Origin of the sequence: Tardiphaga sp. vice304, from assembly GCF_007018905.1 — a bacterium.
GTDB lineage: Bacteria > Pseudomonadota > Alphaproteobacteria > Rhizobiales > Xanthobacteraceae > Tardiphaga.
On record NZ_CP041402.1, the window covers coordinates 4,617,399 to 4,640,193 of the forward strand.

The 22,795-nt window shown below is 64.4% G+C and carries 24 protein-coding genes; 11 read left to right on the plus strand and 13 right to left on the minus strand.

Translation table 11 applies throughout. The features are described 5' to 3' along the window. Positions 1-15 precede the first annotated feature (15 nt). The 4 genes from FNL56_RS22000 to FNL56_RS22015 form a co-directional block, all read right to left on the minus strand. On the minus strand, positions 16-1,485 hold the full coding sequence (locus tag FNL56_RS22000) for a sensor domain-containing diguanylate cyclase (protein ID WP_143574991.1): 1,470 nt from the start codon (positions 1,483-1,485) through the stop codon (positions 16-18). Between the two features lie 152 nt (positions 1,486-1,637). Continuing rightward, complete coding sequence (locus FNL56_RS22005) at positions 1,638-2,528, minus strand: SDR family oxidoreductase (protein WP_246660752.1); 891 nt, start codon at positions 2,526-2,528, stop codon at positions 1,638-1,640. 218 nt (positions 2,529-2,746) lie between these two features. Further along, a complete protein-coding gene (locus tag FNL56_RS22010) occupies positions 2,747-3,442 on the minus strand; it encodes a glutathione S-transferase family protein (protein ID WP_143574993.1) in 696 nt (231 codons plus the stop codon). 174 nt (positions 3,443-3,616) lie between these two features. Then, positions 3,617-4,390 carry a DUF4394 domain-containing protein gene (locus FNL56_RS22015; RefSeq protein WP_143574994.1) on the minus strand — a complete coding sequence of 258 codons (774 nt, stop codon included), beginning with the start codon at positions 4,388-4,390 and terminating at the stop codon, positions 3,617-3,619. Positions 4,391-4,556: 166 nt separating this feature from the next. Here FNL56_RS22015 and FNL56_RS22020 point away from each other — a divergent pair, with 166 nt between their 5' ends. From FNL56_RS22020 to FNL56_RS22035, 4 genes are all read left to right on the plus strand, one after another. Continuing rightward, positions 4,557-5,132, plus strand: a complete 576-nt coding sequence (locus FNL56_RS22020) for a sigma-70 family RNA polymerase sigma factor (RefSeq protein WP_143574995.1) — start codon at positions 4,557-4,559, stop codon at positions 5,130-5,132. Beyond that, complete coding sequence (locus FNL56_RS22025) at positions 5,129-5,887, plus strand: anti-sigma factor (protein ID WP_143574996.1); 759 nt, start codon at positions 5,129-5,131, stop codon at positions 5,885-5,887. The genes FNL56_RS22020 and FNL56_RS22025 overlap by 4 nt, the downstream gene beginning before the upstream one ends. 125 nt (positions 5,888-6,012) lie before the next feature. Then, positions 6,013-8,991 carry an excinuclease ABC subunit UvrB gene (gene uvrB, locus FNL56_RS22030; RefSeq protein ID WP_143578285.1) on the plus strand — a complete coding sequence of 993 codons (2,979 nt, stop codon included), beginning with the start codon at positions 6,013-6,015 and terminating at the stop codon, positions 8,989-8,991. 149 nt (positions 8,992-9,140) lie between these two features. After that, complete coding sequence (locus FNL56_RS22035; protein WP_246660753.1) at positions 9,141-9,374, plus strand: DUF1902 domain-containing protein; 234 nt, start codon at positions 9,141-9,143, stop codon at positions 9,372-9,374. Positions 9,375-9,411: 37 nt separating this feature from the next. Here the strand turns inward: FNL56_RS22035 and FNL56_RS22040 are convergent, their stop codons facing one another. The 3 genes from FNL56_RS22040 to FNL56_RS22050 form a co-directional block, all read right to left on the minus strand. Continuing rightward, positions 9,412-10,212, minus strand: a complete 801-nt coding sequence (locus FNL56_RS22040; protein ID WP_143582385.1) for an FRG domain-containing protein — start codon at positions 10,210-10,212, stop codon at positions 9,412-9,414. Positions 10,213-10,948: 736 nt separating this feature from the next. Beyond that, positions 10,949-12,202: an acetyl-CoA C-acetyltransferase gene (locus FNL56_RS22045; protein ID WP_143574999.1), complete on the minus strand. Its 1,254-nt coding sequence runs from the start codon at positions 12,200-12,202 to the stop codon at positions 10,949-10,951. A 192-nt stretch (positions 12,203-12,394) separates the two neighbouring features. Continuing rightward, the gene (locus FNL56_RS22050) at positions 12,395-13,204 is read right to left on the minus strand and encodes an ABC transporter substrate-binding protein (RefSeq protein ID WP_210245429.1); all 810 of its coding nucleotides are present in this window, start codon (positions 13,202-13,204) and stop codon (positions 12,395-12,397) included. Positions 13,205-13,373: 169 nt separating this feature from the next. Here FNL56_RS22050 and FNL56_RS22055 point away from each other — a divergent pair, with 169 nt between their 5' ends. The 6 genes from FNL56_RS22055 (at position 13,374) to FNL56_RS27875 (ending at position 18,364) form a co-directional block, all read left to right on the plus strand. Continuing rightward, positions 13,374-15,455 carry a methyl-accepting chemotaxis protein gene (locus FNL56_RS22055; RefSeq protein ID WP_143578286.1) on the plus strand — a complete coding sequence of 694 codons (2,082 nt, stop codon included), beginning with the start codon at positions 13,374-13,376 and terminating at the stop codon, positions 15,453-15,455. A 74-nt stretch (positions 15,456-15,529) separates the two neighbouring features. Continuing rightward, complete coding sequence (locus tag FNL56_RS22060) at positions 15,530-15,850, plus strand: hypothetical protein (RefSeq protein WP_143575001.1); 321 nt, start codon at positions 15,530-15,532, stop codon at positions 15,848-15,850. Between the two features lie 230 nt (positions 15,851-16,080). Next, on the plus strand, positions 16,081-16,218 hold the full coding sequence (locus FNL56_RS27865; RefSeq protein ID WP_168203001.1) for a hypothetical protein: 138 nt from the start codon (positions 16,081-16,083) through the stop codon (positions 16,216-16,218). Positions 16,219-16,555: 337 nt separating this feature from the next. Beyond that, entirely contained in the window at positions 16,556-17,446 is an 891-nt protein-coding gene (locus FNL56_RS22065) for a hypothetical protein (RefSeq protein ID WP_246660754.1), read from the plus strand. Between the two features lie 157 nt (positions 17,447-17,603). Then, the gene (locus tag FNL56_RS22070) at positions 17,604-18,035 is read left to right on the plus strand and encodes a hypothetical protein (RefSeq protein WP_143575003.1); all 432 of its coding nucleotides are present in this window, start codon (positions 17,604-17,606) and stop codon (positions 18,033-18,035) included. A 191-nt stretch (positions 18,036-18,226) separates the two neighbouring features. Continuing rightward, positions 18,227-18,364 (plus strand): hypothetical protein, encoded by a 138-nt coding sequence (locus FNL56_RS27875; RefSeq protein WP_168203002.1) that lies wholly within the window; start codon positions 18,227-18,229, stop codon positions 18,362-18,364. A gap of 40 nt (positions 18,365-18,404) precedes the next feature. Here the strand turns inward: FNL56_RS27875 and FNL56_RS27880 are convergent, their stop codons facing one another. The 3 genes from FNL56_RS27880 to FNL56_RS22080 all read right to left on the minus strand — a co-directional run bounded on the left by FNL56_RS27880 (position 18,405) and on the right by FNL56_RS22080 (position 19,645). Beyond that, positions 18,405-18,554 carry a hypothetical protein gene (locus FNL56_RS27880; RefSeq protein ID WP_168203003.1) on the minus strand — a complete coding sequence of 50 codons (150 nt, stop codon included), beginning with the start codon at positions 18,552-18,554 and terminating at the stop codon, positions 18,405-18,407. A gap of 148 nt (positions 18,555-18,702) precedes the next feature. After that, on the minus strand, positions 18,703-19,185 hold the full coding sequence (locus FNL56_RS22075; RefSeq protein ID WP_143575004.1) for a MaoC family dehydratase: 483 nt from the start codon (positions 19,183-19,185) through the stop codon (positions 18,703-18,705). A gap of 1 nt (position 19,186) precedes the next feature. After that, positions 19,187-19,645 carry a MaoC family dehydratase gene (locus FNL56_RS22080; RefSeq protein WP_143575005.1) on the minus strand — a complete coding sequence of 153 codons (459 nt, stop codon included), beginning with the start codon at positions 19,643-19,645 and terminating at the stop codon, positions 19,187-19,189. 168 nt (positions 19,646-19,813) lie between these two features. Here FNL56_RS22080 and FNL56_RS22085 point away from each other — a divergent pair, with 168 nt between their 5' ends. After that, on the plus strand, positions 19,814-20,113 hold the full coding sequence (locus FNL56_RS22085) for a DUF4282 domain-containing protein (RefSeq protein WP_143575006.1): 300 nt from the start codon (positions 19,814-19,816) through the stop codon (positions 20,111-20,113). A gap of 129 nt (positions 20,114-20,242) precedes the next feature. Here the strand turns inward: FNL56_RS22085 and ychF are convergent, their stop codons facing one another. Genes ychF through FNL56_RS22100 form a run of 3 tightly spaced genes read right to left on the minus strand, consistent with a single transcriptional unit; the run spans position 20,243 to position 22,714 of the window. Further along, on the minus strand, positions 20,243-21,340 hold the full coding sequence (gene ychF / locus FNL56_RS22090; protein ID WP_143575007.1) for a redox-regulated ATPase YchF: 1,098 nt from the start codon (positions 21,338-21,340) through the stop codon (positions 20,243-20,245). A 24-nt stretch (positions 21,341-21,364) separates the two neighbouring features. Then, positions 21,365-21,967 (minus strand): aminoacyl-tRNA hydrolase, encoded by a 603-nt coding sequence (pth, locus tag FNL56_RS22095; RefSeq protein WP_143575008.1) that lies wholly within the window; start codon positions 21,965-21,967, stop codon positions 21,365-21,367. Between the two features lie 21 nt (positions 21,968-21,988). Further along, positions 21,989-22,714 (minus strand): 50S ribosomal protein L25/general stress protein Ctc, encoded by a 726-nt coding sequence (locus FNL56_RS22100; protein WP_143575009.1) that lies wholly within the window; start codon positions 22,712-22,714, stop codon positions 21,989-21,991. Positions 22,715-22,795 lie beyond the last annotated feature (81 nt).

Consider the following 22,795-nt stretch of genomic DNA (forward strand, 5'->3'; position numbering starts at 1 on the left):
TCGCCGCAACCTGTTTCAGTGCGCGCCGGCGCTGCGGCGGTCGCGATCGGTCTGGATGTAGTACAGCCGCTTGGCCTGCAGCATCAGCATGTCGGCGCGCTTGACGACCTGCTCGAGCCGTTCGCCGGGCCGGCTGGTGCTGATGCCGGTCGAGACGCTGAGCTCGAGGTCCGGATAATACTGGTTGTTGACCTCGATCAGTTCGGCCAAAGACGCCAGCACGGCTTCGCCGCCGGCGGCGTCGGTGCCGGGCAGCAGCACCGCGAACTCGTCGCCACCGATGCGCGCCACCGTCGCCGGCTTTTCCACCAGCGAGCCGAACACCTCGCCGGCGCGGCGCAGCAGCGCGTCGCCGACGGCGTGGCCGAGTTCGTCATTCGCGGTCTTCAGCCCATTGAGATCAGCGATGATGATGGTGACCGGCTGCTGGCCCCTGCGCTCCAGCCGGTTCAACTCGTCGACATAAAACGACCGGTTGAGCGTTCGCGTCAGCACGTCGTGGGTACCGAGATATTCGAGATAGGCTTCCGCCTTCTTGCGCGCGGTGATGTCGGTCAGCGCAACCTGCACCCTTGACCAGTCGCGCTCGTGGTTCGGCAGCACGGAGAATTGCAGCAGCAGGTGCAGCTTGGTGCCGTCGAGCGCATAATTGACCACCTCGCGCTGCTGAAACAGTTTGCCATTCCACAGGTCGATCAACTGCTCGCGGAAATGCGGCCCCATCTCGTCGCGAAACACGTCGCCCAGATTGCGCAGCAGGGTTTCCTTGTCGGGCGCGCCGAACAGTTCCAGCGTGCGGGCATTGACGTCGAGCACGCGGATCTCGCTCATGCAGCGCGACACGAACTCCTCATGCACGTCAGTGAAGACGCGAAAATCCTCGACGCCGCGCTCGCGCACTTCGTCGATCAGCCGTTTCACACCGCTGAAATCCTCGACCCACAGCGACACCGGCGAATGCGCGAACAGGCCGAACGCATAGTCCTCGCTCTTGGCAAGTCGGCGCCTCGCGCCCTCGCGTTCGGTGACGTCCTCGATCGCGATCATGACGCGGTCCCAGCGCGCTTCATGGCCGGGCAGCACCGTGCCGTGCAACTGGATGTCGAGCCGGTCGCCGGCCAGCGTGTAATTGACGGTGTGGCTGGAGAACTGGGTCTGCCCGCTCCACAATTGCGCCAGCTCCGAGACGTGGCTCTTGAAGGTGTCGTCGCGCATCACGAGGCTGAGGCTGACCATCAGATGGTTGAGGTCGCGCGCCCCGAACAGCGACAGCGTCTTGCGGTTGACCCGGAGGATGCGGATGCGCTGCGAGCATTCCTGGACGCGGGCAGGATTGGCCAGCAGATAGGTCCCGATGTCATCGACGCCCTGCGCCTGCCACTGCTCGAACAGCGCCTTGACGTCGCTGTAGTCTTCGATCCACAGCGAAACCGGCGCCAGTTCAAACATCTTGGCATCGGTGTCGGGATCAATCGGAAAAGACATGGCGGCCTTGAAAAATTCAGTCAGGGAATGTTCCGACCCTTATGCGCCTACCGGTTAAGAATGTCCCTATCGATGTGTGTGAAAAAACAACCGGCGCCGAACCGCGAGGTCCGGCGCCGATGTGATCCGGCAGGCCGTGACAGCCGGCTGCGCTACGGCTGGCCAGAGCCGCCGGCGGCGCCGTAAACCTGGCCGGTGGCGTAGGTCGCATCCGGCGCCGCCAGCTGCACATAGATCGATGCCAGCTCGACCGGCTGGCCGGCGCGGCCGAGCGGCGTCGTGGCGCCGAACTTCTCCAGCTTCTCCATGGTCGCCCCGCCGGACACCTGCAGCGGCGTCCAGATCGGACCGGGCGCCACCGCGTTGACGCGGATGCCCTTGGCCGCCAGCTGCTTGGCCAGCGATTTGACGTAGCTGGTCGTGGCGGCCTTGGTCTGCGCGTAATCGTAGAGTTCGGCCGAGGGATCGATCGCCTGCTCCGACGAGCTGGCGATGATTACCGCGCCCGGCTTGAGATGCGGCATCGCCGCCTTGATGGTCCAGAACGGCGCGTAGATGTTGGTCTTCATGGTAGCGTCGAATTCTTCCGACGTGATGTCCATGATCGAGGCCTGGGTCTGCTGCCGGCCGGCATTGTTGACGAGAATGTCGAGCCCGCCGAGACCCTGCACCGCCTTCGCGACCATCTCCTGGCAGAACGCCTCGGAACGCAGATCGCCGGGGATCGCCACCGCGACGCGGCCCTCGGCCTTGATCAGCGCGATAACCTGCTGTGCGTCGGGCTCTTCATCCGGTAGATAATTGATGGCGACGTCGGCGCCCTCGCGCGCATAGGCGATCGCCGCGGCGCGGCCCATGCCGGAATCGCCGCCGGTGATCAGCGCCTTGCGGCCGGCAAGACGGCCTGACCCCTTGTAGCTCTTCTCGCCATGGTCCGGCAGCGGATCCATCTGGCTGGCCAGGCCCGGCCATTTTTGCGACTGCTTCTTGTAGGGCGGCACCGGATATTTGGTGCGGGGATCTTCGAGCGGAACGGCGGCCATCGGCGGATTTCCTTGCGCAAAAGCGGGAGCGGCCGAGGTTGCCAGACCGGCGAGACCCAAGCCTGCTCCGCCGACGACGTTTCGTCGCGTGAGTGATAGGCGTGTAGAATCGTTGTCCTGGGTGGTCATGCTGCAATCCTCGTGATGAGCACGCCTAACCCGGCCAATTGCTCATCGTTCCGATGGCGGCCGTCACAGACAATTGAGGGCGGTCACGCCTAAACGTCATATCCCGGCGAGCGCCGCGCCAGACCGCCAAACGCATCCAGCAGCTTTTCCCGCCAAGCGTAGATCGCATCCTCCTTCGCCAGCAATGGGAACGCGCTGATCGCGCGTGCCCATTGGAAGCCGCCGAACATGATATAGTCGGCATAGTTCGGCGCCTCGCCGCCGAGGAAGGGCTGCGTCTTGAGCGTCAGCCGCATCGGGTCCAGCGATTTGCGGAAGCCGGCGACGCGCTGCTCGCGATCCGCCGAAACCTCTTCCAGCGTCTTGCCGAAACGGGCCTCGCGCGACTGCCGGAAATAGGCTTGGTCCTGCGGCCGCAGATGCGCCCAGATATCGGCGACGATCATCGGAAACAGGCCTCCGATCACCACCGTATCGCCCCACCAGTTCAGCATCCGCCCCATCGCACGGCCGCCGTCGCCGCCGAACAAAGAGGGCCGATCAGGATAGGCGTCTTCGAGATGGCAGGCGATGGCCCAGGAGTCCGACACCGTGCGATCGCCGTCGATCAGCACCGGGACCTTCTCGGACCCGTGCGGCGCAATCGCCTCGCGCTCGGTAAAGCGCCACGGCACCGAGGCGGTCTCGAGCCCCTTATGCGCCAGCGCCATCCGCGTCCGCCAGCAGAACGGGCTGAACGGACGATCCGCATCCGTGCCGACCAGTTCGTAGAGTTGTCGTGTCATCGTAATTCTCCGCAGCCGTCATGCACGGGCGCAAGGAATGGAGGGGAGCATCGGAGGGAGATGCGGGTACGCGAAGGTCGCCGGATTTGACGCGGCAAGTCAACGGCTTTCCCGCGCATGAAAATGCCGCGCCCTTGCGGACGCGGCATCGTTCATTTTCCCGTTCGTTGAAACTTACATCCCGATGATGGCGATGTCGGTCACCTTGCCGGTGACGCCGGCAATCCTGGCGGCTTCGGTGGCCTTGCCGGTGGCGAGATCGACCGAATACAGCGTGCCGTCGGCCATCAGCCAGGCTTCGTTCTTGGTGCCGTCCGACCAGATGTCGAACGCCACCGCGGAAGGCTTAATGCCGAGCTTGCCGACGGCGCCGAGGATGCCGTCATTCGGGGGCGCCTGCTTGACCAGCGCGCCGATCGTGCCGTCGATATTGAACAATGCGGTTTCCTTGGTGCCCTTCACCGAGTTGGTGTAGGCGCCGGCGATGACGTTCGGCTTCTCGCCCTTGTGCATGTCGGCTTCGGCGTATTTGTGGTCGCCGTCCTTGGTCACCTTGCCGTCGTCGACATTGACGCGCAGGCTCATGCCGTCCGAACCCATCACGCGCAGGCGGTCGGCGACCGGGTTGAAGTCGACGGTGGCTGTGACGCCCTTGGCCAGCATGGTGTCGAGCTTGGACTTCATCGTCGCCTTGCCGTCGGCGGCGATGGTGACGACGGTGCCGTCATCGACCAGGCCGTACAAAAGGCCGTCCGACGGTCGCACGTCGATGCCGACCAGCATGCCGGTGATGCCGGTGACCTTGACCGAGCCGGTGGCCTTCTTCTGGGCGGTATCGACCATGGCGATGGTATCGCCACCGACCAGGGCTGCGACCTGCGCGGCGTTGGCGGCGGCGGAGGTCAGCAGCAGGGCGACGGAGGTGGCGAGTAGCGAGTGAATCTTCATGGGTAGCTCCCTGGGTTTCACGATCCTCTCGGGATCGACACAGGGAGTACCGGCCGACCCCGTGGATTGGATGCACGGCGGTCAAAATAATTTTGCGAATAATTTCCGAGCCACTGCATCCAAATGCCGCACGGCCAGAGTACAGTGGACATGCAAAGGCATCGGAATGACCGGGAGTGGCACCATAACGAAGCGGAGCGAGAGACGCCTGCTCGACAACGAGCGCGAGGCGCAGCTCGCGGCTGCGCTGGCGCGCTGCGCGGCGGGCGACCGGGCCGCGCTGCAGATGATCTATGCCGGCGAGGCGCCGCGGATGATCGGCGTCGCGCGCCGCATCCTGTTGCGGCAGGACCTCGCGGAAGAAGCCGTGCATGACGCCTTCATGCGGATCTGGCGCAGCGCGGCCGGTTTCGATCCGCACCGCGGCAGCGCGCGCGGCTGGCTCTATGCCATCGTGCGCAACCGCGCGCTGAGCATCCACCGCAACGAGCACCGCTATGACGCCTCCGTCGAAACCGCGCTCGAGATCGACTGCGAGGCGACCATGACGCGGTTGCCCGAGACCTCGGCGCTGCGGCGCTGCCTGGAGCGCATCGACCGGCCACGGCGCGACGTGGTGGTGCTGGCCTATGCGCATGGCATGAGCCACGGCGAACTCGCCGGTCGCATGAAGGTGCCGCTCGGCACCGTGAAGAGCTGGGTGCGCCGCGGCCTGTTCTCGCTGCAGGAGTGCATGGGATGAGCCTGCCCGAGGACGACCACATCAATGACCTCGCCGCCGACTATGTGATGGGCCTGCTGGAAGGCGCCGAACTGGCCGCCGCGGAGTCGCGTCTCGACAGCGACGACGCCTTCGCCGGCGCGGTCCATGCCTGGCGCGAGCGGCTCGCCGAACTCGATGCCACCGCCGAGGAAATGCAGCCCAGCGCCGCGCTGTGGGACCGCATTGCCGCAAGCACCAGAGTTGCGCCGGCGATCCCGCTGCCGGGCGCGCGCAACGCGCTGCGCGGTGCCACGCTGTGGAACAATTTGCGGTTCTGGCGCGGCGCCGGGATCGGCGGCGCCTTTGCGGCGCTGGCCTTCGCGATGATCATGATCGGCGCGCTGGCGACTTCGCGGCAGCTTCGCCACGAACTGGTGGCGCTGGCGCAGCGCAAGCCGATCTATGTCGCGGTGCTGGTCAACGATACGACCAAAGAAGCCGGCGCGATCGTCAACACGTTCTCCAACGGCCGCGTCGAACTGATCCCGCTGCGCGCCATCGACGTGCCGGCCGGCCGCACGCTGCAGGTCTGGACGCTGTGGGACCGTGCGATCGGGCCGAAATCGATCGGCCTCGCCTCGCAGTCCCGCACATTGCAGCTCAATCTGGAATCGCTGCCGGACACGGTCGCCGACCAGCTGTTCGAGATCACCCTGGAACCCGAAGGCGGCTCGCCGATCGGCCGGCCCACCGGCCCGATCCTGTTCAAGGGCAACGCCGCGCGCGCGCTGTAGCTTTTCGGTGTTCCCCCGACTTCGGGACATGAGGAAGATGACCAGGCCGCGCCCGCCGGAAATGCGCTGCTGAAGCCGCGGCGGCAGGGCTTTTATCGCCGGGGGACTCGCCCCATATTCCCTGTATGGCGAAAACTCCCGAGACACCCAAGAAGTCCCCCATCAAGCGCGCGAAGACCCCGGCGGCGAAGCCCGGCGCGGGGCGACCCGAGGTCAAGCCGATCGGCCCGGCGCTGGCCGAACTGCTGAATCCCGCGATCAACCGCGGCGAGGCCGGCATGGGTTCCTCGACCGGCCTGCAGCCGCCACCGAGCAATTCGCTGGAGCGCCGCTCCGGCGGCGAGGCAGCGGTGCATCGCGCCCGCGCCTCCACGCCGAAGAACTTCAAGGGCGATAGCGGTCCGCGCCCCACCCCGTTGCAGCCGCTGCCGCAGCCGGCGCGGCCTTACGCGCTGCGGCTGAGCGAACAGGGTTTCGAGGAAGCGCCGCAGGCCGTCTATGGCACGCATGCGGCGATCCCGACGCTCGACCCGGAACTGGCGAAGCAATATGGCTTCACCACCGAGGAAGAGGACAATGCCGCGCTGGCCCGCCCGCCGCGCAACAAGATGGAAGCTTTGGGCGTGCAGGCCACCGCCGACGCGCTGGAAGCGCTGGTCACCAATGGCCGCCCCGAATTCAAGGACGACAAGATCTGGGTTCCGCATCGCCCGCCACGCCCCGACAAGTCCGAAGGCGGCGTGAAATTCGTCATCAAGTCGGAATACGAGCCGAAGGGCGACCAGCCGACCGCGATCAAGGAACTGGTCGAGGGCATCAGCCGCAACGACCGCACCCAGGTGCTGCTCGGCGTCACCGGCTCCGGCAAGACCTATACGATGGCCAAGGTGATCGAGGCGACGCAGCGCCCGGCGATCATCCTCGCGCCGAACAAGACGCTGGCGGCGCAGCTCTATGGCGAGTTCAAGAGCTTCTTCCCCGACAACGCCGTCGAATATTTTGTCTCGTATTACGACTACTACCAGCCCGAGGCCTATGTGCCGCGGACCGACACTTATATCGAGAAGGATTCCTCGATCAACGAGCAGATCGACCGCATGCGCCATTCGGCGACGCGCGCGCTGCTGGAGCGCGACGACGTCATCATCGTGGCTTCCGTGTCATGCATCTACGGTATCGGCTCGGTGGAGACCTACACCGCGATGACCTTCGCCCTGAAGAAAGGCGAGCGCATCGACCAGCGGCAGTTGATCGCCGACCTCGTGGCGCTGCAATACAAGCGCACACAACACGACTTCACCCGCGGCACTTTTCGCGTGCGCGGCGATGTCATCGACATCTTCCCGGCGCACTACGAAGACCGCGCCTGGCGCGTCAATCTGTTCGGCGACACCGTCGAGACCATCGAGGAATTCGACCCGCTCACCGGCCACAAGCAGGACGAGCTGGAATTCATCAAGATCTATGCCAACTCGCATTACGTGACGCCGCGGCCGACCCTGATCCAGGCGATCAAGTCGATCAAGGCCGAGTTGAAATGGCGGCTCGAGCAGCTGCACGAACAGGGCCGCCTCTTGGAAGCGCAGCGGCTCGAGCAGCGCACCACCTTCGACATCGAGATGATGGAAGCCACCGGCTCCTGCGCCGGCATCGAGAATTACAGCCGCTATCTCACCGGCCGCCGGCCGGGCGAGCCGCCGCCGACCCTGTTCGAATACGTGCCGGACAACGCGCTGGTATTCGCCGACGAGAGCCACGTCACCGTGCCGCAGATCGGCGGCATGTTCAAAGGCGATTTTCGGCGCAAGGCGACGCTGGCGGAATATGGCTTCCGCCTGCCCTCCTGCATGGACAACCGGCCGCTGCGCTTCGAGGAATGGGACATGATGCGCCCGCAATCGGTCGCGGTGTCGGCCACGCCCTCCGCGTGGGAGCTCAACGAATCCGGCGGCGTGTTCGTCGAGCAGGTCATCCGCCCGACCGGGCTGATCGATCCGCCGATCAACATCCGCCCGGCGCGCACCCAGGTCGACGATCTCGTCGGCGAGGTCCGCGCCACCTGCGCGGCCGGCTATCGCTCGCTGATCACCGTGCTGACCAAGCGCATGGCGGAGGATCTGACCGAGTACTTGCATGAGCAGGGCATCCGCGTGCGCTACATGCACTCCGACATCGACACCATCGAGCGCATCGAGATCATCCGCGACCTGCGGCTCGGCGCGTTCGACGCGCTGGTCGGCATCAATTTGCTGCGCGAAGGCCTCGACATTCCCGAATGCGCGCTGGTCGCCGTGCTCGACGCCGACAAGGAAGGTTTCCTGCGCTCCGAGACGTCGCTGATCCAGACCATCGGCCGCGCGGCGCGCAACGTCGACGGCAAGGTGATCCTCTATGCGGACAAGATGACCGGCTCGATGGAGCGCGCCATCGCCGAGACCGACCGCCGCCGCGAAAAGCAGGTCGAATACAACACGCTCCACAACATCACGCCGGCGAGCATCAAGAAGTCGATCGGCGACATCATGAACTCGGTCTACGAGCGCGACCACGTGCTGGTGGAAATCGGCAATGGCGGCATGGCCGACGACGTCATGGCCATCGGGCACAATTTCGAGGCCGTGCTGGGCGATCTCGAAACCCGCATGCGCGAAGCCGCCGCCGACCTCAACTTCGAGGAAGCAGCAAGACTGCGCGACGAGGTCAAGCGGTTGCGCGCGACCGAGCTAGCTGTCGTGGACGACCCCACCGCCAAGCAGCGCAAGGTGGCCGGCGCGGCCGGTTCGTTCAAGGGCGACAAGCAGTTCGGCGCCAGCGCCAACATGCCGAAGCTTTCGGCCAAGCGCGGCGGCAACAACACGCCGTCGTCGAAAGTGCACAAGCCCGGCCTGGATGAGATGGGCATCGCCACCTGGCACGAAGTGCTGCCGGATCGCGGCAAGAAGGTCGGACGTCCGCGCAAGCCGACGCTCGACGAAATGGGCCCGGGGACGGAGAGCAAGATCTTCCAGCCGAAGGATTCACGGCAATCGGGACCGGAGTTCGGCCCGACCGCCAGAAGCTCCGGCGGCGCGCCGGGGCATCGGGGCGGGTGGAAGAAGCGGTAGCTTCTTCTGAGACGGCACGGCAGCAGTGTCCCCTCCCCCCTCGTGGGGGAGGGTCAGGGAGAGGGGGGAGCCGCACGGCGCACGGCCCGCCGGTGATATCCAATTGAGAATTCACCCCGACGCGCTATGATTTCAACAAGGCCGAACCATTGCGCCGGGAGACGACCCTGTCCCTCATCATCAATGTCGACTACGACGAAGAAGCCCAGGTCTGGGTCGTGCAGAGCGACACGATCCCGCTGGTGACCGAATCGGATACGTTCGAAATCCTGTACCGCAAACTGCCGGACATGATACAGGACGTGCTGCTCGACAACGGCGACCCGCGGGCCGGCCAGGACGTGCCGTTCGAAGTAACGCCTCCATCGTATGGCGAGCGATAGGCTCTCTCGAAAACGACATCGGAATAGCTTTCGTGAATTAAGGCTCCTCCCGAATGGACAGGCTCTCCATTAAGCTATCTTCCGAGCCGAAAAGGGTGAACGCACTTAGATTATAGCGCTGCAGCTCTTTGAGAGCCTTTTTTCGTTCGCTATTCGCGATAACAAACTTAAAAACTACGTCCTGCTGAAATTTTGCCTCTGGATCGTAAGGCTGGCAGACCTCGGAATGGTCCGCAAATAGCGGTCTCCCTCCGCCCCAAGAAGTGCAAATTGTATATTGCGATTGCTGCGAGAAATGTCGTTTCGGCCCGAGAACGTACGGCCCCAACTGCGTGATTGATGGACTATCGCTTCCCCCGACCTTAAAGCCGCCGGCTGCTCTATCGCGAAACGCGAATATAGCAACGCTTTCCTCCGTGACAGAGTAAAAGGCAAAGTAAGCGGCGACAAAGGGGGATGCGCTCCAGTCTAATAATGGGGACGGAAAGCCATGATGACGCAAATAGACCATGTACGCATAGTGAGGCAAGTTTCCGAAATTGAACGTTCGATTAAAGCTATCGTAGTCGTTTAAGATTTTCGGCTCCAGAATCGAAAAATTCGGTTCGTCAAGCCACGAATTTTCCGTCAGAGCCTGGACCTCCGATTTTATCCTGAGAATCAGTCGATAGTAGTCGGACACTTCTTCGTAGTGCTCGCTTCGCTGCAAAGTGGTGTCCAGCTTCCAAGAGCTGGATGCATGTCCTCGGAAAAGTATTGTCGTGCCATCTGCACTGGCTTTCTCGAGAAGTTCATTGACAGAAAATTTGAAATCCTCCCAACTAATCTCACTTGTCACGGACCGCTCCTTGTAAAGATTTGAAGAAAGTACGCCGAATAGAAGTCAGTTTTTTAAAATTACGGAAGCTTTTTGTAGCTGTCCGCGCCATAGTTATCTTGACAATATCCCTACAGGACTATATACCCCTCCCCGTCCCGCCCATGAGGGGCGCTTCTCGAGGGCGCTCTGGGAGTGGAGCGGGATGCGGCGCCTGCGGACGTGGCTCGCACCCACGGCCCCGGGAGGCCGGGGGTCGCCGTCCGGGCCTACTACGGGGCTCTGCCGCACTTTGTCGGCTGGACGCGGGACAGGCGAACGGCGGAAACGCCGGGGCTGACGGCAGTTGCCGGAGGCCCGCCACGTCCCCGGAAGCACGGTCCCCCGGACACAAGACGCCGCGATGGCGCGCCGAAAGGCGACGCGCGCCGGGACAGGGCCGTCGCAGGCCGTGGCCCGGAGCGTGACTATACAAGTTGCGCCTTTCGGCGCGTCGTCCCCCTCGTTGGGCGAGGGGAAACCGGGGGAGGCGAATTTGCGCGATGGCGCGAAAGCGACGGCGCGTGGGCGCCATTCAATTGGAAGCGAAGCCCTGCGTCCCTGGCTGTCATTCCGGGGCACGCTGCGGTCGGCGAAGCCGATGAAGCGTGAACCCGGAATCCCGAGATGTTCATCGTCCCATATTGAGGTTCCGGGTTCGCTCGCGCTGATGCGCTCGCGCCCCGGAACGACAGTGAGATGCCGGAGACGAAGGAGGTTACACCCGCTCAATAATGATCGCCGGCGCCATGCCGCCGGCGGCGCACATGGTCACCAACCCGCGCTTCAGATTGCGGCGTTCCAGCTCGTCCAGGATGGTGCCGATCAGGATCGCGCCGGTCGCGCCGATCGGGTGGCCGAGCGCGATCGAGCCGCCGTTGACGTTGACCTTGTCGCGGTCGAGCTTGAGGTCGCGGATGAATTTTTCCGCCACCACGGCGAAGGCCTCGTTGATCTCCCAGAGGTCGATGTCGTCCACGGTGAGACCCGCCTTGGCCAGCACTTTTCGCGCGGCGGGTACCGGGGCATTGAGCATCAGCGTCGGATCGTCGCCGATATTGGCCATCGCCACGATGCGCGCGCGCGGCTTCAGGCCATGCTTGTCGGCGTAGTCCTTCGACGTCAGCAGCAGAGCGGCGGCGCCGTCGACCACGCCCGATGAATTGCCGGCGTGGTGGAAGTGCTCGATCTTGAGATCGGGATATTTCTGGTTGATCTGGCTACGATAGGTAGTGCCCTGCTCGTCGAGCGGATGATCGGCCATCGCGGCGAACGCCGGCTTGAGGCCGGCGAGGCCTTCGGCGGTCGTATTGGGACGCGGGAATTCGTCCTTCGCCAGCACGACATTGCCGGCGTCGTCCTTGACCGGGATCAGGCTCTTGTCGAAACGGCCCTCGGCGATCGCCACGGCGGCGCGGCGCTGGCTTTCGAGGCCCAACGCATCCAAGGCTTCGCGCGAAATCCCTTCCATCGAGGCGATGGCGTCGCCGCAGATGCCCTGGTGCGATTGCGGATGCACCTGCGCGAGACGCTTGTTGCCGGAGCCCATGCCAAGCGGCGGCTTGCCGGCGGCCATGTCCTCGGCAGCGATCGCGCCCGTCAGCGACATCATTTCGGTGCCGCCGGCGATCACCACGTCTTCCATGCCGCTCATGATCTGCGCCGCGGCGAAGTTCACGGCCGTAATGCCGCCGCCGCAGAAGCGGTCGAGCGTGGTGCCGGAGGCCTTGATGTCGTAGCCGGCGTCGAGCGCCGCCATGCGGCCGAGGTCGCCGCCCTGCTTGCCGCGCTGGGTCGAGGTCGACCAGATCACGTCGTCGACATCCGCGGTATTGAGATGGTTGCGCTCGGCGATGGCGCGCAGCACGGTGGCGGCGAGATGCTGCGGATGGTGCTCGGACAAGGCGCCCTTGCCGACCTTGCCGATGCCACGGGGCGTGCGGACGGCGTCGATAATATAGGCCTCGGCCATGGTGTTCTCCCTACGTGTTTTTGATCTTGTTGTGGCGGGAGATTGGCCGACGCGGCCGCGAAGTCAAGCCGTACGACTGCAGGGCTGCCTTCTCGCTCGCTCCGCCCGGCGAAGCGAAGATTCGCGAGGAGGGATAATGATCGCGCCTTCTTCCGAAAATCGGTCATGGCCTGGCTGCATTGACGTCGCGCGCTACTTCGCAGCCGGCGGCGCCACCTGGGCCACCTGCCCGCTGCGCTTCAAGGCGTCGGCGACGAAGCCCGAGGCCTTCATCTCCTCGACGAAGGCGGCGAGATATTTCGCGCCGGCGTCGCGCTTTTGGCCTTCCACGCGCGGCATGCCCATTGCCTGCGCGATCTCCTGGAAATGGCCCGGCATCACGCGCATCTCCGGATGGTCCTTGGCATAGGCGTCGAGCTGCTGGCGGACGCCGGCGGCTACGTCGAGATGGTCGCCAACAAACATCTCGATCATCGCGGTGCCGCCGCCGGTTTTGACACGCAGGATTTTGGCGTGCTGGATGGTGCGGGTGAGGTAGAGGTCGTAGGCCGAGCCGAGCCCGACGGCGATCTTGACGCCGGGCTTGTCGACGTCGTCGACGTCTCTAAACGGCGAGTCCTGCCGTACCATGTAGGTGCCCTCGATCACCACATAGGGCGCGGTGAACGCGATCTCCGCGGCACGCACCGGCTCGATCGCCATGAAGCCGATGTCCCATTCGCCAGACTTCGCGCCCTCGAACACCTTGCCGGCAGCCTCGTAGGGCACGAAGGCAACCGGCACGCCGAGCCGCCTGGCGAGTTCGGTGGCGAGATCAACGGAGACGCCGCGCGGCACGCCACCCTCCCCTTTCTGCGCCAGCACGCCGTTGCCGAAATTGATCGCGGCGCGCAGCATGCCGGAGGGCGCGAGGTCACGCACCACGTCCGCCGCAGGGGACTGCGCCATGGCCGACGAGGCGACTGTCAGCAGCGCCAGAACCATCGATAGCAACAACTGCATCTGCATCCCTTCGATCGGCTCCACACGCCGACGTTCAAATACGCAACCTGGGCGCGCGATATCCTCACATACGCGTCGTGCGCGGCGCCCCCCATCAATGCTTGATTAATTCAAGCCCCCTAGGCTGGTGGCATCTTATATCTATTCCTTTTTCGCCGGACGGTGTTTCATGAAGATCGGTACCTTGCTCACCATTGCCATCGCTTCGCTGTCGGCGACCGCCGGCGGCCTCGCCGTCTACATTGCGGCATCGAAGTTCGACACGATGGGACGAGTGGCGACGGCGCAGACGCGCCTGGCATTGGTCCGCGCCGTCGGCAACATCCCGCGCTATCTGAATTCGGAACGCGGCTTCTCCACCAACATCCTGTTCGGGCCCGCGGTTGTCGATCCGAAGATGCGCGCCGATCTCGAAAAATTGCGCAAGCTAACCGACGGTGCGATCGAGAAGATGGAGCAGTTGCGCGCGACCACCGTCGCCACCCTCGACGACGCCGCCGAGATCGCACCGAAGATCGACGACATCGGCCAGCGCTTCAAGGCGCTGCGCGGCACGACCGACGCGGCCATCGCAGGACCGGCAGAAGCGCGTCGCGACGCCGCCAAGAAAGTCGTCGCGGAGAATTCCGGCCTGAACGGCGTCGTCACCGTGCTGCTCACCGATCAGGTGCGCAAGATGGCGGCCGGCAATGGCGACGCCTATCGCCAGGCGATCAACGCCAATACCGCCTGGATGCTGCGCGACGTCGGCGGCTACAATGCCAGCGTGCACAAGAATCTGGTCGGCGCGGGCCGCGCCGGCACCGAGGCCGAACGGCTGGATCTCGCCCGCTCGCAGGGCGCCACCGACCAGGTGCTGGCGTCGCTGATGGAGATGCGCGGCAACCCGGCCACGCCCGCCAATGTCGTGGCCGCGCTGGACAAGATGAAAGAGGCCTATGTCGATCGCTTCGGCAATGAGCTGAAGCTGGTCAGGGCCGGCGCGGTGAGCGGCAAGTACGAGCATGACGTCGATGCGTTCTATGTGGAATCGCAGCTTGGCCTGAATTCGGTGATCGGCGTGCGCGAAGCGCTCTACGACAATGCCGAATCCCTGCTCGAATCTTCGTATGACAGCGCGCGGCTCAGCTTCGTCATCGCGCTCATTGTGTTGCTCGCTGTCGTGGGTGCCAGTGTTGCCATGGTGGTGACGGTACGGCGCCGGATCGTGCAGCCGATCGTCGCGATCACGGCGTCGATGACGCGCCTTGCCAGCGGCGACGCGTCAGAAGCGACGCCAGCCAGCGATCGCCAGGACGAGATCGGCGCGATGGCCGCCGCCGTCCAGGTGTTCAAGGACAATATGATCACCGCCAGCCGCCTCACCGCGGATCAGGCGGCCGAGAACGACGCCAAGATGCGCCGCGCCAGCCTGCTCGACGACCTCGCGAAATCCTTCGAAGCGCGGGTCGGCGAACTCGTCAGCGGGCTGTCGACGTCGTCCGCAACGATGGAGAGCGCCGCGCGCTCGATGTCCTCGACCGCCACCACGACCAACCGCCAGGCCGGCGTCGTGGCCGAGGCGTCGGAGCAGACCTCGTCGAACGTTCAGATGGTCGCCAGCGCCACCGAAGAACTGACGTCGTCGATCACCGAGATCAGCCGCCAGGTCGCGCAGTCCGCGCAGATTTCCGCGCGTGCCGTGGTCGATGCCCGCCGCACCGGCGACACCGCAGAGTCGCTCGCCGCCGGCGCGCAGAAGATCGGCGACGTGGTGATCCTGATCCAGAACATCGCCGCGCAGACCAACCTGCTGGCGCTCAACGCGACCATCGAGGCCGCGCGCGCCGGCGAGGCCGGGCGTGGATTTGCGGTCGTCGCCTCCGAGGTGAAATCGCTTGCCGGCCAGACTGCCAAGGCAACGACAGAAATCTCCGAACAGGTCGCCGCCATCCAGGGCGCCAGCGCCGAATCCGTCGCCGCGATCCGCAATGTCGTCAGCGTGATCACCGAGATCGAGCAGATCGGCCAGGCGATCGCCACCGCGATCGAGCAGCAGGGGTCGGCGACACGGGAAATCGCCCGCAACGTGCAGGAAGCCGCGCACGGCACGCAGCATGTCACCTCCAACATCACCGGCGTGCAGCAGGCGGCCAACGATACCGGCGCAGCCGCCACGCAGGTGCTCGGCGCCGCCGAAGAGCTGTCGCAGCAGTCCGAGGACCTCGCCGCGCAGTTGCATCGCTTCCTCGCGGATGTCCGGGCGGCCTAAGCTGACCAATGGTGCGGCGTTAACCTTTACTAACGCCGCACCGCTATGATCTGGCGAATCATCGGAGCCGGACCATGCCGATCACATTCGCCCACGCCGCTTTCGCCGTCGTACTCAGCCTCATCGGCAGCCTGACCTCGGCCTCGGCCGCCGACATGGCGCACCGGTCCCGGCTCGGCGCGGTGTTTGCCGAGCCGACGAAGGTCGTCCGCGGGGCGGTCGTGACCCAGGACGAGGTGGTGGTGGTCGATCCCGGCTATGTGCGCACCTCTCCGCGGGTGGCCGGCTATTACGGCCAGGCGGGCGATTTCCACTACCGCAATTATTACGGCACGCCGCAGCCGCTGCTCCGCGGGGTGCTGCCGACCAATTGCGTGCTCGCGGTGGTGTGCTGACGGCCGAGCCGTAGGGTGGGCAAAGCCGACGTGCGCGTAACGCGCGGCGGCGTGCCCACCGCATCGCCGATGGTGGGCACGGCGCATCCGCCTTCGCCCTGCGGGCTTCGGCGGACAAGACAGCGCCTTTGCCCACCCTACGCGTTCCAACGCCGTCAGATACAAATCTCCCACGACCTGCTATTTTGCTGGCGCGCCGAGTCCATCAACCGGGCGCCGAGGATCGTGTCATGGCAAAAGGCCAAATGAAGTCCAACAAAGAGAAGAAGAAACCGAAGGCCGACAAGAACATGAAGAAGGGAAGCGACGCCCCCGTGAATCCGTTCGCCGCCGGCAAGACCGCTTCAGGATCGTCGCCGAAGAAATAGGCCGTTCGTGTCCAGCGTCGGCCTGCACTGGAGCGCATTGGGATTTCTGTCCGTCCTGCTGGGGATTTTCGCGCCCGGGCTGATCGTCGGCGGTGTGATCGGCGCTCTCGCCTGGCCGGCGCGGCGGCAGCGTCGGCGCGGTGATCGGGGCGCTGTTGCTCACGATCGGGTTCGGCATCCGTCTGCCGATGGGCTTTTGAGCCCGGCGGCCACGCCCAGCCGCGCGGTCGTCACGAAGGCTTGAGCGATCTGCATGCTGCATCGCCACACTTTCGACGAGACGGCTGGTATCCTGTCCCCCGCACGGGGTGATCGGGGCATCGGCTTGATCTTGATGATGATGACGACGACAATGAAATCGACGCTGGCGACCCTGGCAGCCGCGCCGCTCGGCGCCGCGATCTGGTTGACGCCGGTGTCCGCGCAGGATGCCTGGCGCGGCCTCGATCTTGCGCCGCCCGCCGAGATCGCCCCGACCGATGCCCCGCCCGCCGCTATCGAGGATCTTCCCGAGCCGGACTGGTCGCTGCTTGACACCAGCCGCCCGATCGCCAGCGCCTCGCCGCGCGAGCAGCGCGCCGCGGCCAAAGCGGCAGCCTCGGCCTGGAGCACGCATAAAAACGCCGATGGCTCCGCCGCGGTGTCGGTGAAGCAGCCGCTGCTGCCGTTCTGGGACACCCGAATCGGCGCCGACCTCAACGTCGCCAGCCAGCCCTCGGCCTTCAGCGCCGCCGACGCCTACCGCAACCAGTTCGGCACCGGGACGCAGTCGAACTCGGGCGGCACCGCCTGGGCGGCGATGACCGCGCCCGGCATGGGCGCGATCTGGGACAAGACCGCGATCGAGGCTCGCGTCGATCCGTTGTCGGACCAGAGCAAGTTCGGCACCTCGTTCAGCAAGTCGGTGCCGCTGGCCGGCAACCAGTATTCGCTGACGCTGCAGAATGGCTACAACGTGATCCAGCAGGGCAGCGTGCCGATCATCGGCTTCAACGGCCGAGCCACCCGCAGCTACGAGACAGACCAGCAGGCGAAGCTGAGCATCGCCGACAGCGGCACCAGCCTGCTCGCCGGCCAGACACTGGCCACCACCGACGACCGATGGTTGCGCAAGGTCGGCGCCGAGCAGAAATTGTTCGGCGGCGTCAGCGTCTCCGGCACTATCAGCGAGACGCTGCAGGGTCCGGCCAACAAGAGCCTGACCGCCGGCTTCAAGCACAGCTGGTAATCGTAACGAAGCCTTCATCGCTTTTGCCGATAGTCCGCAAACATGGCTATTGCCGCACCACGGCCGCGTTCTGGTCAAATTCAGGTGATTAATCGAGCGATGAGTCCGTCATGCGGGGGCCAGCCGCGCTCGCTCAACGCGAAACAAGGAAGAGCCGATGAATGCGATCCATTCCGAGAAGACCGATCCCGTCACCGAAGACAGCGATCTGGCCGCCGTTTCCGAAGTTGAAGCGGGGATCCGCGACTTCGTGCGCAATGACGTCGCCTATCTGCGCCGCCCGGCGGCTGGCGTCGTGAGCAGCGCCCCCACCAGCACCGACCTGCCGATGGAGTCATCCACCGAAGCCACGGTCAACAGCGTCAATTCGCTGATCCAGCGCGTTGCCGGCACCTCGCTTGCCGAGATCGAGAATCTCGTCAGCGAACTGGAAGCCTTGCGCGACCTGCTGCATGCCGAAGGCCAGCGCGTTCAGCGCGAAATCTCCGGCTACGCCCAGCTCAGCCAGGCTGCGATGAAATCGACCCGGCTGATCGCCGACAATGTCGCCCAGTGGAAGCGCACCGCCGACGGCCTGCGCCACGACTGATCGACAAAGCCACCGACTTCGAAAAATGCCGCTTCCGGAAGGGAGCGGCATTTTGTTTGATGAGGCCTGACCTTCGATGCCTGCATGGTCTCGGGGACGACCGGGAAAAACAACCGCTTCAATCGGTACGATTGAACTTTTAGGCCGATCGGCGCGACTATACCCTGCGCAGACCACGCCTGGGGACGTTCATGAAGACCATCAGACCGACCACGACCGAGCCGATTCCGGCCCGCAGTTCGCCGCCGCAGATCGGAATCATCATCGTGCGATTTGTCGGATTATTGGTGGTGGCAGTGGCCGTGCTGGCCTGGGGCTGGAGCCGCTGAGCGGCCCCGTGATCGCCGCGGTGCGGCGGTTAACAAAACATTACTGAAGGTCCGAGGAAACCTGCATCGTGTCGAGTGAATAGGCGCCGTCGGCGTAACCCTTCACCACCATGCAGGTCGCGAACATCACGGCCAGCGTCACGCTGGCAAAGATGAAGCCTACAAATTTAAGTCCGGTGCGGTCAGCCATCGAAGTCCCCAAGATCTCTTTATCTTTATCGTCATCGTCCGTGTGTCGTACATCAACAACACACGGTTCAGAACGCCTTAACAACAAGGCAGTTCCTTGGCCGAATTTGGTAATGGTTAAATAGCCAGTTGTTTCCGGCGAAGTGTGCTCAGACGGCCACGCTCCGCTGTGGAACAAAGGCGGTGGCGAGGAAGGTGCACACCACTTCGCCACGCTGGTTGGTAGCGGTGTTGCGGGCCTGCACGATGCCCCAGCCCGGTTTCGAGGCGGTGGCGCGCACGGCTGCGACCTCATTGGCGTAGCTTATGGTATCGCCGGCCAGCACCGGCCGGAGCCAGCGCAGCTCGCGGAAACCGGGCGATGGCCCCCACACCGCCGGCACCTCGCCACGCGCGGAGGCTTCCGCCATCTGCCGCTGGCTGTCGGCCACCAGGAGCTTCATGCCTACCGCCGTGATGTGCCAGCCGGACGCCGCAAGCCCGCCGAACAGCGATTTCTCGGCGGCTTCCTCATCGAGATGAAACGGCTGTGGATCGAACTGCACGGCGAACGCCTTGATCAATTCGGCGGTGAAGGTGAACGAGCCCATCTCGCGGCGATGGCCCAGTTCGATGTCTTCCAGAAAGCGCATGTCAGGCCTGCTCCGCGGCAACCGCAGCGCGGCCGATGATGACCGCCACGGTCATTTCGGCGAGCGGCCCGAGGGCGTTGCGCGTGCTGCATTTGAACGTGACGATGCCGGTCGAGGGCCGGCTCTGCGAGGGTCGCGCCTGCAGCACTTCGACGTCGAGCATCATGGCGTCGCCGGGGCGGAACGGCGCCAGCCATTTCATCTCATCGACGCCGGGCGAGCCCAGCGACGCGGTTTCATGCAGGAAGCCGTCATACATCATCCGCATCATGAGCGCGCACATATGCCAGCCCGAACCGGCGAGGCCGCGGAGCAAGGACGCATTGGCGGCGTCATCGTCGAGATGCATCGGCTGTGGATCGTATTCGGCGGCGAACGCGATGATCTCCTCGCGGGTGATATGGCGCGGTCCATAGCTGCCGAGGTGGCCCGGCTGAAAATGTTCGAATGTCAGGGTCATGAAAAATATGCCGTGGAGGAAGCCCGATTGTGGCCGTTATTGACCGCAATCTCAACCCGGGACGCCGCATGGCAGGCCCGATCATGCTCAGGCCATGGTTCGACGTTACGGCCTGCAGCAGTTTTACATGCCAATATGCTCAATTGACGCGCCGGGGGGAGACCATCGATGTTTGAATTTCGCGACCTGTTTCAATGGGACCGTTTCATCACGCCGACCATCATCAAGACGTTCTACTGGCTGGTGATGGTCCTGATGATCCTGGTCGGCGTTTCGGGCGTGTTCTCCGGCCTTGCCGCGATGGCGGTGAGCCCGTTCGGCGGCTTCATGGTGGTGCTGTCCAGCCTTGCCGGAACGGTGGTCGGCATCATCTTCTCGCGCATTGCGGCGGAGTTCATTCTGATCGTGTTCCGGATCAACGAGCATCTCGGCGCGATCCGGGATCAGGGGCAGCATCACGGGCATTGAGCCGGGAGTCATGCCCTCCCCGTCATTGCGAGGAGCGAAGCGACGCGGCAATCCAGAGCCACAAGCAGAGAACTGGATTGCTTCGTCGCAAGGGCTCCTCGCAATGACGCGGAGGGGCCGGTTTTGTACTTAAGTATTGAACCGGAAGTGCAGCACGTCGCCGTCGGCGACGACATATTCCTTGCCTTCGAGGCGCAGCTTGCCGCCGTCGCGGGCACCGGATTCACCGCCGAGATTGACATAGTCGTCATAGGCGATGGTCTCGGCGCGGATGAAGCCCTTCTCGAAGTCGGTGTGGATCACCGCTGCGGCCTGTGGCGCCTTGGTGCCCTTGGTGATGGTCCAGGCGCGGGCTTCCTTCGGTCCCACCGTGAAGTAGGTGATCAGATGCAGCAGTGAATAACCGGCGCGGATCAGCTTATCCAGGCCGGCCTCTTCGAGGCCCAGCGTCTCCAGGAATTCGGCGCGCTCGGCACGCGACAGCGTCGCGATTTCGGATTCGATTTTCGCAGAGATCGCCACGGCGACCGCGCCTTCCTTGGCGGCATGCTCCGCCACCAGCCTCGAATAGGCATTGCCCTCGCCAGCCGCGCCTTCCTCGACGTTGCAAACGTAGAGCACCGGCTTCGAAGTCAGCAGGCCGAGCATGCCGAAGGCGCGCTCTTCTTCCGGCTTGCGCTCCAGGAAACGGGTCGGCTTGCCCTCACGCAGCAGCACCAGCGCACGCTGCACCAGATCGAGCTGCTCCTTGGCGTCCTTGTCGTTGCCCTTGGCCTTCTTGGTCAGGTTGTCGACGCGCTTCTCGCAGGATTCGAGATCGGCGAGCATCAGCTCGGTCTCGATGATCTCGATGTCGGCGAGCGGATCGATCTTGCCTTCGACATGGGTGATGTCGTCATCGACGAAGCAGCGCACGACGTGCGCGATGGCATCGGTTTCGCGGATGGTGGCAAGGAACTGGTTGCCGAGGCCTTCGCCCTTGGAGGCGCCCTTCACCAGACCCGCGATATCGACGAAGGTCAGCCGCGTCGGGATGATCTGCTGCGATTTGGCGATCTCGCACAATTTGTCGAGCCGCGAATCCGGCACTGCGACCTCGCCGACATTCGGCTCGATGGTGCAGAACGGATAGTTCGCCGCCTGGGCGGCCGCGGTTTCGGTGAGCGCATTAAAAAGCGTCGATTTGCCGACATTCGGCAGCCCGACGATACCGCATTTGAATCCCATGACCTGTCCTGAATGGTTCGGCACTTACGTGCCGGTGTCGTCTTTCGACGTGAAACCCTTGGCCTGCATCGTCAGATGCACCTTGTTCTGAAACGTGGAGTCGCGGCCGTCGGCCAAGAGCGCCACATTGTCCGTCACCGCATCGACCAGCGCTTCGAGCTGCGGTCGTTCGGCCTTGGCGAAGTCGCTGAGCACGTGGTTGTGCACCAGTTCCTTGGCGCCGGGGTGTCCGATGCCGAGCCGCACGCGGCGATACTCGTTGCCGACATGGGCAGACATCGAGCGCAGCCCGTTATGTCCGGCGATGCCGCCGCCGACCTTGACGCGCACTTTCGAGAACGGAAGTTCGAGTTCGTCGTGAAACACCGCGATGTCACCGACCGCGATCTTGAAGAAAGAGGCTGCGGCCTGCACCGAGATGCCGGAATCGTTCATGAAGGTCAGCGGCCGCAGCAGGATGACCCGCTCGCCGCCGAGATTGCCTTCCGAGGTCTCGCCCTGAAAGCGGCGGCGCCACGGGGCAAACCCGTGACGCCGCGCGATCTCGTCGAGAACCATGAAGCCGATATTGTGCCGGTTGCCCTGGTATTTCGCACCAGGGTTTCCGAGACCAACAAAGAGCTGCATGACGCGGGTGTCCGCGCCTGGTTACTTCTTCTTCGCCGGGGCGGCGGGTGCCTTGGCGGCAGCGGCCGGGGCTTTCGCACCAGCAGCGGGAGCCTTGGCGCCGGCGGCCGGAGCCTTGGCGGCAGCCGCAGGAGCGGCACCGGCAGCGGGAGCGGTGCCTGCGGCGGGTTCTTCGCCATAGCCCGACGGCGGCACGATCGTGACCAGAGTAACGTCTTCGGCACGCGCCAGCGTCTTGACGCCCTTCGGCAGCTTGATGTCGGTCAGATGCAGCGAACCACCGATATCCAGCGTCGACACGTCAGCTTCGACGAACTGCGGAATGCTGTCGGCCTCGGCTTCGAGTTCGAGCGTGTGGGTGACGACGTTGATGGTGCCGCCGCGCTTCACGCCCGGAGCGACATCGGCGCCCTTGAGGTGGAGGGGAACGCTGACGCGGATGGTGGCGCCTTCGCCGAGGCGCAGGAAGTCGACATGCAGCGGGAAGTCCCTGACGGGATCGAGCGCGAAGTCGCGCGGAATCACGCGGTGCTTGGTGCCATCGAGATCGATGTCATAGATCGTGGTGAGGAAGCGGCCGGCCAGAATGCGCTGGCGCAATTCGGCATCATCGACCGAAATCGACACCGGGGGCTTGCTGTCACCATAGATTACTCCCGGAACTCGGCCGGTGCGCCGTACTGCCCGTGCGGCCCCCTTGCCGCCTGCCGAACGTACGGTCGCCTTCAATTCCTTGACGGTCGCCATCGTTTAAGTCCTTGTTTTTCAAAAAGTTTAGGGCCGCCGCGCGGCCCGTGTCGTCGTCGCAGCAAGCCTCCAGGGGTGCGG

What these genes read in the sequence shown, in the direction of transcription:
- FNL56_RS22000 (WP_143574991.1), bottom strand. Translation starts at nt 1,485, where the DNA reads ATGTCTTTTCCGATTGATCCCGACACCGATGCCAAGATGTTTGAACTG.
- FNL56_RS22005 (WP_246660752.1), bottom strand. Translation starts at nt 2,528, where the DNA reads ATGGCCGCCGTTCCGCTCGAAGATCCCCGCACCAAATATCCGGTGCCG.
- FNL56_RS22010 (WP_143574993.1), bottom strand. Translation starts at nt 3,442, where the DNA reads ATGACACGACAACTCTACGAACTGGTCGGCACGGATGCGGATCGTCCG.
- FNL56_RS22015 (WP_143574994.1), bottom strand. Translation starts at nt 4,390, where the DNA reads ATGAAGATTCACTCGCTACTCGCCACCTCCGTCGCCCTGCTGCTGACC.
- FNL56_RS22020 (WP_143574995.1), top strand. Translation starts at nt 4,557, where the DNA reads ATGACCGGGAGTGGCACCATAACGAAGCGGAGCGAGAGACGCCTGCTC.
- FNL56_RS22025 (WP_143574996.1), top strand. Translation starts at nt 5,129, where the DNA reads ATGAGCCTGCCCGAGGACGACCACATCAATGACCTCGCCGCCGACTAT.
- uvrB (WP_143578285.1), top strand. Translation starts at nt 6,013, where the DNA reads ATGGCGAAAACTCCCGAGACACCCAAGAAGTCCCCCATCAAGCGCGCG.
- FNL56_RS22045 (WP_143574999.1), bottom strand. Translation starts at nt 12,202, where the DNA reads ATGGCCGAGGCCTATATTATCGACGCCGTCCGCACGCCCCGTGGCATC.
- FNL56_RS22050 (WP_210245429.1), bottom strand. Translation starts at nt 13,204, where the DNA reads ATGCAGTTGTTGCTATCGATGGTTCTGGCGCTGCTGACAGTCGCCTCG.
- FNL56_RS22055 (WP_143578286.1), top strand. Translation starts at nt 13,374, where the DNA reads ATGAAGATCGGTACCTTGCTCACCATTGCCATCGCTTCGCTGTCGGCG.
- FNL56_RS22060 (WP_143575001.1), top strand. Translation starts at nt 15,530, where the DNA reads ATGCCGATCACATTCGCCCACGCCGCTTTCGCCGTCGTACTCAGCCTC.
- FNL56_RS27865 (WP_168203001.1), top strand. Translation starts at nt 16,081, where the DNA reads ATGGCAAAAGGCCAAATGAAGTCCAACAAAGAGAAGAAGAAACCGAAG.
- FNL56_RS22065 (WP_246660754.1), top strand. Translation starts at nt 16,556, where the DNA reads ATGATGACGACGACAATGAAATCGACGCTGGCGACCCTGGCAGCCGCG.
- FNL56_RS22070 (WP_143575003.1), top strand. Translation starts at nt 17,604, where the DNA reads ATGAATGCGATCCATTCCGAGAAGACCGATCCCGTCACCGAAGACAGC.
- FNL56_RS27875 (WP_168203002.1), top strand. Translation starts at nt 18,227, where the DNA reads ATGAAGACCATCAGACCGACCACGACCGAGCCGATTCCGGCCCGCAGT.
- FNL56_RS27880 (WP_168203003.1), bottom strand. Translation starts at nt 18,554, where the DNA reads ATGGCTGACCGCACCGGACTTAAATTTGTAGGCTTCATCTTTGCCAGC.
- FNL56_RS22075 (WP_143575004.1), bottom strand. Translation starts at nt 19,185, where the DNA reads ATGCGCTTTCTGGAAGACATCGAACTGGGCCATCGCCGCGAGATGGGC.
- FNL56_RS22080 (WP_143575005.1), bottom strand. Translation starts at nt 19,645, where the DNA reads ATGACCCTGACATTCGAACATTTTCAGCCGGGCCACCTCGGCAGCTAT.
- FNL56_RS22085 (WP_143575006.1), top strand. Translation starts at nt 19,814, where the DNA reads ATGTTTGAATTTCGCGACCTGTTTCAATGGGACCGTTTCATCACGCCG.
- ychF (WP_143575007.1), bottom strand. Translation starts at nt 21,340, where the DNA reads ATGGGATTCAAATGCGGTATCGTCGGGCTGCCGAATGTCGGCAAATCG.
- pth (WP_143575008.1), bottom strand. Translation starts at nt 21,967, where the DNA reads ATGCAGCTCTTTGTTGGTCTCGGAAACCCTGGTGCGAAATACCAGGGC.
- FNL56_RS22100 (WP_143575009.1), bottom strand. Translation starts at nt 22,714, where the DNA reads ATGGCGACCGTCAAGGAATTGAAGGCGACCGTACGTTCGGCAGGCGGC.